Origin of the sequence: Thalassotalea atypica, assembly GCF_030295975.1 — a bacterium.
Classification (GTDB): domain Bacteria; phylum Pseudomonadota; class Gammaproteobacteria; order Enterobacterales; family Alteromonadaceae; genus Thalassotalea_F; species Thalassotalea_F atypica.
The window spans coordinates 1,828,246-1,843,212 of the sequence record NZ_AP027364.1; the positions used below are offsets into that span (position 1 = coordinate 1,828,246).

The following is a 14,967-nucleotide window of genomic DNA, read 5'->3' on the forward strand; positions in this document are numbered from 1 at the left end:
ACTATGCTAATTGGATTTTTCTTAAAAGTTCGCGAATATAAAGTGCCCTGCACAATTCGTGAATTACTCGATTTGATCAGAGCATTAAAGCATCATGTAGTGTTTGCCAATATTGATGAGTTTTATGCGGTAAGTCGCGCGATCTTGGTTAAAGATGAAAGTCATTTTGATAAATTTGATCGTGCTTTTGCTGATTACTTTAGGGGCGTGGAATCACTTGATTTAGATTTGAGCCAAATTCCTGAAGACTGGCTGAGAAAGCAGCTAGAGAAAAGCTTAACGGCTGAGGAAAAAGCACAGATTGAAGCCTTGGGCGGATTAGAAAAAATTATGGAGACTTTAGCTGAAAGGCTGAAGGAACAGGAAAAAAGGCATCAAGGCGGCAATAAGTGGATAGGAACAGGAGGTACTTCACCTTTTGGTGCGTATGGCTATAACCCAGAAGGTGTGCGTATAGGTCAAAAAGAATCCAGACAACGTAAAGCGGTTAAAGTGTGGGACAAGCGCGAATATCGTAACCTTGATAGCCAAGTGGAAATTGGTACGCGAAATATCAAAGTTGCGTTAAGAAAACTGCGGCAGTTTGCACGCACAGGGGCAGGTGAAGAGCTGGATCTAGATGATACTATTGCAGCAACAGCACGCAATGCTGGGTATCTTGACATTAAAATGAAGCCCGAACGACATAATGCCATTAAGGTATTAATGTTTTTTGATATTGGTGGTTCAATGGATGACCATATCAAAGTGTGTGAGCAGTTGTTTTCAGCCGTTCATACGGAATTCAAGCACTTAGAGTTTTTCTATTTTCACAATTGTGTGTATGAAAGTGTCTGGAAGAATAATGAACGTCGTCAAAGTCAAAAGCTAGACATCTATGACGTATTGCATACCTATGGTCGTGACTATAAAGTAATTTTTGTTGGTGACGCGACCATGGGGCCGTATGAAATTACTTATCCAGGTGGAAGTGTTGAACACTGGAATGAAGAGCCCGGTAATATATGGATGGAACGTATTTTAGGACATTTTGACAAATGCATTTGGCTCAATCCGCAAGAGTTTGTGCATTGGAATTATTATGCTTCGATCAACATTATGCGCCAAGTGGTGGGGGACAAAATGTACCCTTTGACGTTAAGTGGATTAAGTGACGGTATCAAAGAATTGTTATAGTAAACTTCATTGAACCTTGAAAATGAGCTGGAAGTTACGTTGGTAACGCTATTATTGAATCATCACGATTAAAATTGAAATAACGAATAAATATTATGGATAACCATTTAGCCCCTACATCCGATCAAAAAGCGTCAGGAGAAGCGCAGTCTTCACATCTGTTGTCGCGAGAAGAAACCCGTGAAATATTAACTCCATTTGCCTTTGAAATAGATAAGTCGTTGTTTGGTTTTCCTCTAGCATCACCTTATAAAAGAGGCTTTGCACTGCTTGTTGATTTATTGGCTATTGCGATACTCAGTGGCGCACCTGGCGAGTTATTGGCGATAGTCTTAGCTATCACTTTTTTTCGATTGGGGAGTCGTAAAAGAGCCCAAGCGATGGGGAAAGTCAAAGGCAGTAAAAGGCGAGTTGTGGCCCGTTTTATTGGCGCCTTTATTGTGTTTATTATGTTAGTTGATTTTTTACCCTCTATGTTTAACAACGATATTTTCAATGGCTCGTCGACGGAAAGTCCTGGAATCAATGGTGTTTTAGGCAGTGAGGACGGCATTGCTATTGCGCCAAGCGAACTGGGCTTGGCTTCGACCATTATTCTAAGTAAAACTGTTATCGAATTGACGCAATCGATGAGCGAGAGTGACTGTCAGGACACGGATTGTTGGCAGAGGAAAATTACCCCAACACTTACACAACAACCTTTTATCTCAGTAGAATTGACACCTGAATTTGCTGAAAATGCAATCAAAGAAATTGTTGATGAAACGGAGTTACCACAAGAGCAGCAAACCAAATTGGCTAGCTATCTTATCAATCGTTATCAAGAGGCAAGAGCTGAAGTCTTAACAACATCGGGGAATTTATCAAGGGGTACAAAGGCATTAGAAAAAGATGGTATTGCTCAAATCAATAGTAAAATATCAGAAAGCAAAACTCCGAAAAACAAGGAAGGTTATAACGAAGGCAAAGCTTATTTTAACAAAGTGCCTCCTACAGATGAGCAAGAATCAACAAAAAGTGACAAACCAATTTATTCGATAATGGAATACGTGAAAGGAATAATAGAAGATTTGGGCTTGGGTTTTGGTTGGGCAGCATTTTATTTTACCGTACTAACGTCGATTTGGAAGGGACAGACACTTGGTAAAAAAATGTTTTCTATCAAAGTTTTACAATTGGATGGGACGCCATTATCACTGTGGGACTCTTTTGGGCGATATGGTGGTTATGGGGCTGGTATTGCTACAGGGCTATTGGGCTTTGCTCAGATATTTTGGGATCCAAATCGTCAAGCGATCCACGACAAAATATCAGCAACTGTTGTGGTTGATGCCGTCTCAACAACAGGCATGAATTATACTAACAATGATGAAAGCTAAACTTAGTTTGATAGAGAGAACAATGATGAACAGTTATCTCAAGATAATCATGGCAACATTATTACTTTGTAGCCAAACCGTATTTTCGCAAAGCACAAAATTTGCTAAAGAAATCAGTTTATTCTCTGCATATGTAGGTACATGGAAAGCTGAATTTGAAGTTGCTCAAGGCCAACCAAGTGTCGTTGATATATCGAAATGGGAAAGGGCGTTAAACGGAAAAGCACTCCGGACATTGCACTCCATCAATGATGGTGAATATGGTGGCGAGTCATTAATTTTCTTTGATAAAACTAAACAGAAAATCGTATTTTACTATTTCACTACCGCAGAGTTTTTTACTCAAGGCGTTATTGAAGTTATCGATGATAAATCTTTTGCTGCCTATGAAGATGTCACCGGCAACAGTGATGGTATTACGAAAGTTAAATCAATTTCGACTTTACAAAAAGATAAGATGAACGTGTCCACTTCTTACTTAAAAAATGGGCAATGGACGACACCTGAGCAGCGTGTATATCGCAGAACTAGTGCCAAGGTAGTATTTAAATAGCCTTAGTCAATGACATAGAGCTTAATGTTTTAATTAACCGCCATCAATGTAGATAAATTAATTGCTATTAGGCGGAAGAGTTTTCATTAAAGGTGCAAGTATTGTTTCGCCCGCCTTTTTTCGCTTGATAAAGGGCTTTATCCGCTTGTTTTATGCCTAAATCGAGATCCGAGAAGTGTTCATGTGAAGAAATGCCAAAACTAGCAGTCATGCAAATTTCATGACCTTGAAAATCAAAATTAATGTTTGCTATTGCTGAGCGCATACGCTCAGCTAAATTTTGTGCCCCTTTAGAGTCTGTTTGAGGTAGCAAAATGATAAACTCCTCACCTCCGTAGCGTGCGAGTATGTCTGAATCACGACATAACGTCTGTAATGCGTTTGCGCACTCGATAAGTAGTTGATCACCACATTGATGACCATACGTATCATTAATCTTTTTAAAGTGGTCCAGATCACACATGACGATGGTAAATGGAAAGTGATGTCTGTTTGCTGACTTCATTGTGACATCTTGTAACTGCAGAAAGTGCCGACGATTGAATAACCCCGTTAAACTGTCCGTTATTGAATTTTGATAATGCCGTTCGGTCTCATCTGCAAGGAGCAAAGTTTGAATAGCCCCCATCATTGCCATTATTGCAATAAGACTGATGGCCCAGATGGCAAGAAATGCCTCTTCAATTGAAAAATAGGGAATACATGCTGCATTAATCGCTAGGACTAGCAGTGTTGCTTTAATAATAATAGCGGTAACTTTTTCGCCGTAATGATGATGCTTACGGGCGGATTGATTCACTTGAGGCAAACATATGGCAAGCACTACAGCATAGTTGAAAGTGTAAAAATATGCGCGGACGATAAAATCGTTGTAACCGTTAATAGCGAAAAATGTCTGGGTGCCTGTATAAATAATAATGTGCGCAACAATAAAAGGATATTGATATAAATGCCGTGCTTTGCTTATGCGCCATTTAAACCCCAAGTAAAGGCTATAAACGCCGATAAATAGGAATAAGTTGGTGGTAAAGACTGAAAATGATACCGGAAGCCAATGTCTAAGGTTAAAACAAAGAGAGGCGAGTGACCAAAAAATAAAAAAGCAGGAAAAGTAACTAATTGAGTGTGTTAAATCAGGTTGCTTTCGTGCAGGGTTAAATTGAAAAAGCGCTGCGGCAATTAGGCACAGCGCCGTCACAATTATCACATGGCTTGTTTGCAATAAAGAAATAGAATCCAAATGTACGTACGTTTTCAGCTATCCATTAACATAAGTATAGTCATGTTTAATGGTTAATCAGTATCAATGGTAACTATATTTAAGACAGAATATTATGGTTGCCACGCGTAACTAAATTTTGCAAAAAATGTTCGTTTCTCTCGTTCTAAATCAACTAGATAATCGTCTTGATAACTACTATCTGAGTAGCCTAAATAAAGTGCTGTTTGCGGGTTAAGTTTGTAGGCATATATCAACTGAGTTTCCAGAACTTTCTCTTGCTCCGTGTAAAAACCGTTCGGGTTATTATGTGGATTCCTGTCAACATCGCTATATACCATGCCCAGTTTCAGGTAGCTATAAACATCAAAGTGATAGGTAAACCGTAAATCTGTTAGGTTAGCCAAGTAAACTCTCGCGTTATCAGCGTCTAGCTCACTGATGGTGTGGTAAATGTCGAGCTCAATATGATTGGTGATGTTCCATGTTGCATTAGCTGTTACTTTGTAATAATCGCCTAAGCGGTTATTGTCATAATCGATTTTATCACCAAGGGTCGCGTCAAGAGAAAAGAACGTCCTATTAGTCGGTCTGAATTTCGAATACAGGTTAAATTGATGCTCGGTAAATCGCTCAGTATTATCGTCAATAGCAAGAGTTGTTGAATCACTTCTTAGTCCAACACGCTCAGCAACCATGTAGGTGAGATCAAATAATGATAGCAATGGTCCATCAAACACTAACTTACTCGATATTTCCTTGGCAATGAATTCGCCGTTGTCATTATGCTGTATGTTCCAGTGACCGCTAATGGCCATATCTTGCCAAAATCCTGAATAGTCGTCATTATAAAAACGACGCTTTATTGAACCACTGTCTTTGGTGTAATCGCTTTTTGGGATAAAGCCTAGGTCTGCTTTAAAGTTCTCACCAAATGACTCGTGACTAGCGGTGAATTGCCAATACTCAGTATCGCGAATGTAATTTATATTAAAGGCATTATCCGTGAATTCATCCTTCTTGTTACTACGTATCACTTGCTCGTTAAGTTGACAGTCTGTTGAACAAAATTGTTCAAACAAATCGTCAGGGTATTGTGTCTCGCTCACTAACCATTGTGCGGTGATGAGATCTGAAGTGCTAAAACGATAGCTACTATCCACACCAAATACATAGTTATGATAATCATCGGCAGTTCTCAAGGTTGATATAGCGCCGACAGTAAGTTCATCGGTTGCGTCATAGCGATATCTCAATGCGCTGGAATGGCTTTGTGCATCAATGGACGCCACTCTAGAGCTAAGATTTCCCGAGAGAATAAAATTTGTCTGATTATCATGAGAGATAAACACACCATAATTGTGTTGCCCTTGAGAGCCTGTAACTTTTGCACCATAGTCAGGATCGGCGATATTTCGGGTATACACTAAATCTAATGGTGACGAAAAGTACTCAGAATTCTCAATAAAAAAAGGGCGCTTTTCATCATAAAATAATGAAAATGTTTCATTAATATCGAGTTGACCGGCGTCCGACTCTACCGTTGAAAAATCTGGATTAATAGTAACATTAAGCAATGAGCTTGGCGTTATTCCCCAACGTAAATCTAAACTGGCCTGATAATCTTCGTTGCTATGCCAGTCGTCTTGGCTGTCATATATGTCTCGACGCTGCTCGTTTGATAAAACCAGCGCAGGAGTCAAGGTAATATTTTTGCCTATTTCGGCTTCTTTAAAGCCGCTACCAGCGGGGTATTGACACACCCAACAGTTGTTATCTCGATCTAATGGGACATGTGATAATCTAAGGCCTATATCTCGAGGAAATGAACGCATTAATTCAAATGGCCAGGTTTTGATGTCACTACTTTGCTCAAAGTTTAAAATACTAAAGGGAATGGCAATTTCAACTTGATAGCCTTTTTCAGTGATTTTGCCATATGAATGCCAAATGCCATCCCACAAGTCATTAGGCTCTTGATTTATTTCATCATAAATTTCATCGTTTTGTACACCTAAGGCATTGACGAAAAAATTATAACTGTTGCGGCGTTTATTTAGCGTATCGATACGCAAGCCTACTAAGTCGTCAAACCATTTAGTGTCTCTATCACCTAACGCAGCCTGAATGAGTTCAGGGTTAGGATCTCTTGCATCAAATGCAACATAGATAAATTTTCCATTTTCGATGATTTTTGCCATCGTCTTAACGGGAGCGGGGCTGTTATCGTAAGGACTATTAACAATGTCTAGGCTGATATCCAGCGCATCTTGCCATAATGCTTCGTCAAACTCACCATCAATCTCAATAGATTGATCCGTATGAGGTATATTTAATACAGGCTTCGACTGTGCGATTGCTGGCAAGCAAGGCAACGACAATAAAAAACCGTACACGCATGCTAGACTGCTTTTCCTTAGCATTAGGGCGATTCTCCAAAAATATTAGTATTGTTATAAATTTATTAAGGACTTCCTTGAGTGTGAAATTGTGCCAAATTTAGCCAGTAAATACAATTAAAGCTTAAAAATTATAATGATAGCTAAAACAGGACTGTTTGAAACATATTCAACCCGCCTATGTTGAAACTGGATTTAATTAGTACTATTTCTGCCATGCATAACTGAATTTCATAAAGACTTTGCGGAAGTCTTGTTCTAAATCACTGAATTTGCCTTCAGTATCTCGGTGCTCAGAGTACCCGGCGTAAAAGACGGTTTGCGGGTTAATTTTATAGGCATACAGCAACTCACTTGATACATCTCTTGAATGAGCGGTAATATCTTCAGGCAAACTTAATGGATAGTTGTTCGGATTTCTGGAAGTATTGTTGTATATCAAACTGATTCGTATAAAGCTTTGAACGTTAAACTGGTAAGTAGCTCTAAAGTCCGTTAATCGGGCAATAAAAACATTGTCGTTGTCTGCATCTAGCGCTTTAAAAGTATGTTTGACTTTCAATTCCAGGTGCTCGTTTACATTCCAGTTAAATGTGGGGCGGAATAACTTCTTGGTACCTAAACGGTGGTTTGAGAAGTCAATATCATCCCCATATTCAAGCTTAGTATTCAAATAAATACCTGCAATCGGCTTTATTTCAGAGAACAAACTCCATTCACTTTCACTAAATAATGTGGTGTTATCATCAATGGCCAAGCTGCTTTGATCTCTGCGGCTACCGACTTTATCTCGGTTACTGTATTGCACTCTAATTCGTGAACCTAATTGAGCAAATACATTGGCCACAATATCGAGTTCTTTCTCGATCAACTCGCCATCGTCATTGTGGGCAATGTCCCAATCTGAATAAACCCTCGCTTCGTTCCACCATTTATTAGGCTCTGCGTACCATTTACGCTCGAGTGCAACAACAAACTTTTCTTGATCTACTCGTGAGATAAAGCCTAAATCACCTCTAAAATCAGCATTTTGCTTCTGGTAGGTTGCTCGATAATGCCAATTTCGAGAGTCGTGATAGTAGCCTGCTTTAAACGCATTACCGCTAAAATCGCCGTCTTTTTGTGTGCGCAAAACTAGCTCGTTAACATCGCAATTTTCAATGCTGCATGGCTCTGTTTCGGATAATTTGCAGTCGCCAACATCATCAGCATCACAAAATTGCTCGTACAAATCTTCGGGGTATTCCGTATTAGAGTACAATTGTTGCGCTTTGATAACGTCAGATTGACTCAGCCTAATACGGGCATCTATACCGTGTACAATGTTGTGATAATCGTCAGCACTGCGTAGTGTTGATATCCAACCCAAGGTAATATCTTTATTGAAGTTATTTCTATACCTGAATGCAGCAGCTGTTGACTCACTATCGATTTCAGCAATACTTGCTCGGCGGTTGCCAGGAATAAGTATATTGGTAGAGTCGTCATCCGTTAGAAACAGGCCAAATGAATGATTTTTGTGTCTTCCCGTCAGTTTAGCGCCGTAATTGGGTGCGTTGATATTTCGCGTATAAACTAAGTTGTAGTTGGTATCAAAGTAGTCGGCATTATCAAGAAAAAAGGGCCTTTTTTCTTGCAGAAATAATGCGAAATTGTTGTTAATGTTCAGTTGAGCATTGTCAGTTTCGACGGTTGAGAAATCAGGGTTTAGTGTCGCATTGAGTAGAATATCAGGTGTAATACCCCAGCGTACATCGAGGCTTGGTTCAATGTCATCTTCAGTCTGCCATTTGTTGTCATCATCGCGTTCTTCACTTTGAGCCACAACAAGCGACGGGGTAACGGTTAGGTTATTACCTTGTTTAGCGCCTGAAAAACCATCTGCCGGCATCATTTGGCAAATTTCGCAACGATTGCCTCGTTCGAGTCGAATGTTCGAAATACGAAATCGCTGATCTCGCGGATAGAAGCGAACCAGCTCAATGCCCCATCGTTGTTCATGTAAGCCTTCATTAAAGTTAAGCATACGTAATGGTAGTGCCATTTCAACAATGTAGCCGTCTTCGACTATTTCACCTTTACTTTCCCAAATGCCATCCCAAGAATCGCTTTCTCTTTGGGTAACTTCATTTTCAATACCATCGATTTGCACGCCAAGTGGGTTAACCATAAAGCGATAAGCGCTACGTTGATCGTTGTAGGTATCGAGTTTAATACCTACTAAATCGTCTCCCCATGATCTATCTCGGTCTTTAAAATATGCTCTAATTTGGCTAGGGTCAGGATCTTTGGCAATGAAGGCTAAGTAAAAGGTACCCCCATCTTCCATCAATAACGCTTGTGTGGAAATAGGGCTAGGTAAATTATCATAAGGGCGAGTTACGTTATTCACCTCAACTTTTGTAGCCTGTTGCCATTGCGGTTCATTCAGCTTTGCATCGATAACTATCTGACCACTAATATGAGGTATATCAATTGTCTTTGTGTCGATATTGTCTTTGGCAGTTACGAAAAACGAGCTCACCCAGATACTCAAGCCAAGTACACAAGTATTGATTAGTGAGTTATTCGTTTTTTCTGAAAAGGACATACGACTTCCATTGTTTTTATATTTAGTGACAAAAATTTACATTTAGTTTTGTCAAAGTGGCATAGACAGTCAAAGTATTTACGACCAAAAGCCATTACTTTGAGACAAGCTGTACAAGCATATTTTGTGTGAAGTTTTCTTGTTAATAGGTGGTTAACTAGTTTAACAATTGTTGGTAATTCATTTTGTCTAGTTTAAAAAAAATAACTTAGGCATAATATTGATAACTTTCTAATTATAGTCATGTGAATATGCCTTTTTCTTTATTAGACATTATTGCAATCGCCTTTTTTGTCATTGTTTGGATGGGTTATACTTCATTTGCCCGAAAAAAAGCGAAAACCACTAACTGCATTGCTCGTTGTCTTCATCAGCATCGAATTCATTGGATGTATGAGTTAATTACTCGCGATATTCGAGTAGGTGAGGCTGCTCTACTGGCCAACTTGGAGCGCAATATTGCGTTTTTTGCCTCAACAACCTTACTGGTTTTAGCTGGTGTATTGACCTTGTTTGCTCAAGTTGAACAACTTGAAGAAGTGATTGGCTCGCTCCCATTTGCTGAGCAACCTAATCATTTTGCTATTCAACTAAAGCTCAGCTTACTTGCCTTTATATTTATTTTGGCTTTCTTTCAATTGACGTGGTCGATGCGACAATATGGTTTTTTGAATGTCATGATTGGCGCGGCCCCCATTGATCCTTCAGGCAAGAATGTGAACTTACAAAAATACGCAAAACAAATGGCGATTGTGCAAGATCAAGCGGCACATTCTTATAACTATGGGCTGCGTTCATTTTATTTTTCACTTGCTGTTATCGGTTGGTTTTTTCACCCATTGATGTTTGTGGTAGCAACCCTCGTGGTGGTGTTTACGTTATATCAGCGTGAATTTACATCAAAGGCAGTACGCGCTATCACTGCCGGTCAGGATATTTTGACCAAGGAAAGAGAAGCAAGGTTAAAATAAATCCATGCCAGAGCAGTACCGACATTTATTACCTTCAGATTTTGACCGCTACGACTGCGTAAAGATATCTAAGGTATTCTATTTTACGTTAATTTACCTATTACGAGCTTATATTGCTTGGGTTATGTCGGTAAGTAATATGCAGGATAGAGTAGGAGTTATAGAGTTCTTATACCCGGATCCGCAGTTATTTTATCTAAATTTACTGTCAGGGATGCTAGGAATTTTCTTGTTGTTTCTTCTTAGCATGAGAAGACCAGAAGCACCTCGTTGGGTTCTTTGGTTTTGGCCTAAGTCCAGAGAGGTTATTGTGGTTGCATTGTGCTTTGATTTATTAGTAAGCGCATATGGCTACATAACGCTAGCCTTGTTTTCGGCTGAGTATCTAGCTATTCAAGCGACAGTTACCTTATTAATTATTACATTTTGTTATCGCAGTAAAAGGCTATCATTAAATCTTGCTGAGTTCCCAATAGCGATCCCCGAAAAATAACTTTACCGATAAGTTATGCCCCTAATCGGTAAAGGTTTCCTCTTCGCACATGTTACTTGTTACTTGATTAGCGCTTGTGCCGGATACAATGGGAGTTTTAAGTATCTTCGCTGATTCGATTCTGCTTCTGGCAAATCTCCAGCATTGATGTTGAGCTGTAATGATGGATAAATAAGGCGTGGAACAGACAGACCAGCGTCTCGTTGTTCACGTTTCTCAATATATTCCGTTTCTGTAATTTGATGGCTAATTTGAATGTTGTATAACTTTTGTTCTTCAACCGTACATTGGTATCTTAATTCACGACCTTTTGGCTGGTAATCATGACACATGTATAACTTTATATGATCTCCAAGGGCATAAATTTTCTGAATGGATTGGTATAGAAGGGCTGCAGAGCCCCCTGGAAAGTCACACCTTGCAGAGCCGGAGTCAGGCATAAATAAGGTATCACCAATAAAGGCATGTTCACCTATAACATAGGTGATGCTATCGGGTGTATGTCCTGGCGTTGACATTACATTAATCGTTAACTTGCCTACATCTAGCGTATCGTTGTCTTTTAACAGAAAATCAAATTGACAGCCATTGTCAGCAAACTCCTCAAAATTGAATAACGACTTAAACTCTGTTTGAATTTTTATGATTTGTTCACTGCAAGCGATTTTACAGTTAAAGTGTTTTCGTAAATATGAAGCACCGGTAACGTGATCTGCGTGGGCATGGGTTTCTAAGCTATAGACGACTTTAAGATTATGCTGCTTAATGTAACTAAGCATTTGTTGTGCGGAGTCACAGCCAATCTCGCCGGATGATATATCAAAATCTAGCACGGGATCGATAATGACACAGGCTTGGGTTTCGGGGCAGCTTACTACGTAAGTTAGGGTAAATGTGGCGGGATGGAAAAAATGTTGAATAACAGGCTGCATGTTTTTTTATGTCATTTAGTAATAATGACCTACATTTTCATTATATATGACTAGGAGTCAAATGTTTTCAGCCTGTTTTCCTAAATATTAACCTTTAGTTAGCTTCGTAGCCTTTATCTTCTAACAGCTTTTTATCCATTGCTGCTTCTCTAGCAAGATCATCACAACGCTCATTCTCAGGGTGCCCAGAGTGACCTTTAACCCATTTCCAGGTGACTAGGTGTCTTTTGTTTTCTTCATAAAGTTGCTTCCACAAATCAACATTTTTAACGGGCTTTTTATTTGCGGTTTTCCAATTATTCTTGAGCCAATTTTCTATCCATTTTGTTATGCCTTGCCTTACGTATTGGCTATCAGTGGTGATTGTTACTTTGCAAGGCTCTTTCAAAGAAGCCAAAGCTTTAATCGGGGCCAATAACTCCATTCGGTTATTTGTTGTGAGCTTATAACCTTGAGCGAGCTCTTTGGTATGCTCTTTGTACTTCAACACAGCACCGTATCCACCGGGTCCAGGGTTACCCAGACAAGACCCATCGGTATAAATCATGACTTCTTTTTGCATTAATGTATTGCCCTAATTAATTTGTCATTATAAAAAACGTAAGGATTTAAACCTAGTTACTCGACATGGTCTAAATTTATGTGTAACTTTTCCATTATCCTACGATTTTTCTTTATAATGCCACTATTATCTCAAGTCGGCAGCAAGGTTTTAGATTGACTACCAATAATACAAAAGATGAACGATTAATTATTCTTGATACAGAAACAACGGGTATTAACCCACGAGAAGGGCACCGTATTGTTGAAATTGGTTGTGTTGAGATGGTTAACCGTCAACTAACTGGCCGCACTTATCATGCTTATATCAACCCGCTGTTCCAAATGGAGCAAGAAGTAATTAATGTTCACGGGTTAACCAATGAATTTCTGGCGGATAAACCGTTATTTGGACAAGTAGCAAAAGAATTTATTGAATTCATTCAAGGCGCAGAACTTGTAATCCATAATGCTAAGTTTGATGTTGGCTTTATGGATCATGAGTTTGCAATGGCAAGACAAAACCTGCCAATGACCGCTGACATATGTACGGTTACCGATACGCTTAAAGTATCTAAAGATGAATTTGGCTCACCTAAAACACTCGACTTTTTAGCAAAGCATTATCGAGTTAGTGGTTTGGTAGATCGTACTTATCACGGAGCTTTGATTGATGCGCAGTTACTTGCGTATGTTTATATTGAAATGACCCGTAAACAGGCGACATTCAATTTAAATGCAGGTAATGGTGATGAGTCAGGCGATGCAAATGCGGTACGTCGGATAAATAGTGACCGAGAACCTCTAAAGATTATCCATGCCTCTGCCGATGAAATATTAGCCCATCAAGAAAGGTTGGCTATTGTTGAACAAAAAGGAGGAGTGCCACTTTGGCGAAAATAATGTCGCTGTTCTCTATGAAGCGGTTAGTGATGGCTACAAGCCTAATAATGGCACCCCTCGGTATTGCCCAGGAGAATGTGCTGCCAAGAGCTATGCCTGAAGAAGTGCGTTCAGAAATAGAGTATGCACGAGATAGCAATGTCGCTAATCAAATCCCTTATTTCGACAATCGATTTAAGATTGACGCTAATATAGATGAAATTACATTATTGTTTTATCGCAAATTAGGCACACCACCGATTATTCTCGTGCGCCCCGATGGCAGTAAACTTAAGATTGGTAGCTTGCCAAAAGATAAAGTGTCTTGGTACGACGACCGTACTTTTGACATGGTAAAGATTAAAAAACCAATGCCTGGACCTTGGCAAGCTATTGGAGCGATAGAACCTAACAGCCGTATTATGGTAATTTCAGAAGTCAGGATTGAAGTCGAGCCTTTACCTGAAGTTTTACTAGCCGGAGAGACATTAAAAGTTACCGGCCAATTGTTCAACGGCGAAGATGCCATAGATGCACCAGCTTTTCGTGGTGTCGTTAATTTAGATGTCGATTTTTTTAGTACTAATAATACCGCCTTCGATAATTTTGGTGCAAAGCCTATTAAGCTGACAACCTTTCGCGATGACGGATATGATCTGGATGAATATCGTGGCGATTCGATTTTTACTGGGGAATTCACGCTAGATTTTGCACCTGGAGAGTGGATCCCTACCTATTACGTCAAGCTACCGATGGCAAAGCGTGAATTAAAGCAAAAGCCAGTCATTATTCGACATAACCCTATCACAATTGAGGCGAATATCAGTGAGAACCCGAAAAAAAATCACCATGCGGTTTTTAATATTGCCAATGAGTTTGTCGATCCTGACAGTGTAATTTTTCAAGGCAAGGTGACTTACCCGGACAAGCAAGAAATTCCCTTCTCTATTATGGAAGGGAGTGGATTAACACGTGAACATGAAATAGAAAATACTGAAGGTGGTATTTTTAGGGTGAGGGTTGGTGCTTATGGGAAAACCGTCAATGGGCGAGAATTTAGGTTAGTGGTGCCTGAATTTACCTTTAACGTTGAAGATCGTTTCACCCCGCTTTATATTGAATCTGCAATTGACGGCTCAGAATCGATGCTATCTACAGAAGAGGGTAACCAGCCCTTGCTGCCGAAACTTTCTAAAGAGGAAGAGTTGGAAATACTGTTAGAACAACAAGCTATCGAGCAAGCAGAGGAAGACAAACAAACCTATATAGCGATTGGTATTGCAAATGGTGTGATTATTTTTGTCTTCATTATTGGTTTTGGCTTTTATCGCTGGCGAATCAAAAAGAAAAGCTAATCGGTATTTATCAAATTAGCAGCAATTTCTGTTGTTTATCGCATCGCTTTGTACAGCATTTGCGCAGTCGAAAAAGAATATTAAAAAAGGGGTTGACGGAAAGATATCATCCCCGTATCATCCCCACCGAATTCAACGACATACTGTTGATTTGAAGCGTTTTGCGATGCGGAGTGGTAGTTCAGTTGGTTAGAATACCGGCCTGTCACGCCGGGGGTCGCGGGTTCGAGTCCCGTCCACTCCGCCAAGCGAAAAGTTTCATGTGTATCTCTGCGGAGTGGTAGTTCAGTTGGTTAGAATACCGGCCTGTCACGCCGGGGGTCGCGGGTTCGAGTCCCGTCCACTCCGCCACGATATACACAAGATATAATAAAGAAGTTAGCATCGCTAATACTGCGGAGTGGTAGTTCAGTTGGTTAGAATACCGGCCTGTCACGCCGGGGGTCGCGGGTTCGAGTCCCGTCCACTCCGCCACTTA

12 protein-coding genes and 3 tRNA genes are annotated in these 14,967 nt (G+C 39.9%); 10 read left to right on the top strand and 5 right to left on the bottom strand.

Features of this window, described 5'->3' with window-relative positions; translation table 11 throughout:
• The first annotated feature begins 3 nt into the window (after positions 1-3).
• From QUE03_RS08505 to QUE03_RS08515, 3 genes are all read left to right on the top strand, one after another.
• Positions 4-1,176 carry a vWA domain-containing protein gene (locus QUE03_RS08505; RefSeq protein ID WP_286267073.1) on the top strand — a complete coding sequence of 391 codons (1,173 nt, stop codon included), beginning with the start codon at positions 4-6 and terminating at the stop codon, positions 1,174-1,176.
• Between the two features lie 95 nt (positions 1,177-1,271).
• Entirely contained in the window at positions 1,272-2,555 is a 1,284-nt protein-coding gene (locus QUE03_RS08510; protein ID WP_286267075.1) for an RDD family protein, read from the top strand.
• A 49-nt stretch (positions 2,556-2,604) separates the two neighbouring features.
• The gene (locus QUE03_RS08515; RefSeq protein WP_286267076.1) at positions 2,605-3,108 is read left to right on the top strand and encodes a hypothetical protein; all 504 of its coding nucleotides are present in this window, start codon (positions 2,605-2,607) and stop codon (positions 3,106-3,108) included.
• Between the two features lie 67 nt (positions 3,109-3,175).
• Here the strand turns inward: QUE03_RS08515 and QUE03_RS08520 are convergent, their stop codons facing one another.
• From QUE03_RS08520 to QUE03_RS08530, 3 genes are all read right to left on the bottom strand, one after another.
• Positions 3,176-4,348, bottom strand: coding sequence for a GGDEF domain-containing protein (locus QUE03_RS08520; RefSeq protein WP_286267078.1), 1,173 nt, complete (start codon positions 4,346-4,348; stop codon positions 3,176-3,178).
• A gap of 92 nt (positions 4,349-4,440) precedes the next feature.
• Positions 4,441-6,723, bottom strand: coding sequence for a carbohydrate binding family 9 domain-containing protein (locus QUE03_RS08525; protein ID WP_286267080.1), 2,283 nt, complete (start codon positions 6,721-6,723; stop codon positions 4,441-4,443).
• A gap of 208 nt (positions 6,724-6,931) precedes the next feature.
• Positions 6,932-9,316: a carbohydrate binding family 9 domain-containing protein gene (locus QUE03_RS08530; RefSeq protein WP_286267083.1), complete on the bottom strand. Its 2,385-nt coding sequence runs from the start codon at positions 9,314-9,316 to the stop codon at positions 6,932-6,934.
• 251 nt (positions 9,317-9,567) lie between these two features.
• On the opposite strand from QUE03_RS08530, the gene QUE03_RS08535 reads away from it, so the two are divergent.
• Positions 9,568-10,287 (top strand): DUF599 domain-containing protein, encoded by a 720-nt coding sequence (locus QUE03_RS08535; protein WP_286267085.1) that lies wholly within the window; start codon positions 9,568-9,570, stop codon positions 10,285-10,287.
• A 4-nt stretch (positions 10,288-10,291) separates the two neighbouring features.
• Complete coding sequence (locus tag QUE03_RS08540) at positions 10,292-10,780, top strand: DUF2919 family protein (RefSeq protein ID WP_286267087.1); 489 nt, start codon at positions 10,292-10,294, stop codon at positions 10,778-10,780.
• Between the two features lie 59 nt (positions 10,781-10,839).
• On the opposite strand, the gene QUE03_RS08545 is transcribed toward QUE03_RS08540, so the two are convergent.
• Together QUE03_RS08545 and rnhA are read right to left on the bottom strand one after the other, a co-directional pair.
• Positions 10,840-11,712, bottom strand: a complete 873-nt coding sequence (locus tag QUE03_RS08545; RefSeq protein ID WP_286267089.1) for an MBL fold metallo-hydrolase — start codon at positions 11,710-11,712, stop codon at positions 10,840-10,842.
• Between the two features lie 94 nt (positions 11,713-11,806).
• Positions 11,807-12,274 (bottom strand): ribonuclease HI, encoded by a 468-nt coding sequence (gene rnhA / locus QUE03_RS08550; protein WP_286267092.1) that lies wholly within the window; start codon positions 12,272-12,274, stop codon positions 11,807-11,809.
• 155 nt (positions 12,275-12,429) lie between these two features.
• Between rnhA and dnaQ the strand changes: the two genes are divergently transcribed.
• The 5 genes from dnaQ to QUE03_RS08575 all read left to right on the top strand — a co-directional run bounded on the left by dnaQ (position 12,430) and on the right by QUE03_RS08575 (position 14,963).
• Entirely contained in the window at positions 12,430-13,155 is a 726-nt protein-coding gene (gene dnaQ, locus QUE03_RS08555) for a DNA polymerase III subunit epsilon (RefSeq protein ID WP_286267094.1), read from the top strand.
• Positions 13,155-14,489, top strand: a complete 1,335-nt coding sequence (locus QUE03_RS08560; protein ID WP_286267096.1) for a TIGR03503 family protein — start codon at positions 13,155-13,157, stop codon at positions 14,487-14,489. Before dnaQ ends, QUE03_RS08560 begins: the two co-directional genes overlap by 1 nt.
• Before the next feature lie 170 nt (positions 14,490-14,659).
• A tRNA-Asp gene (locus QUE03_RS08565) sits at positions 14,660-14,736 on the top strand.
• 27 nt (positions 14,737-14,763) lie between these two features.
• Positions 14,764-14,840 (top strand) — tRNA-Asp (locus QUE03_RS08570).
• Positions 14,841-14,886: 46 nt separating this feature from the next.
• Positions 14,887-14,963: transfer RNA gene (locus QUE03_RS08575), tRNA-Asp, on the top strand.
• The last annotated feature ends 4 nt before the right edge of the window (positions 14,964-14,967 follow it).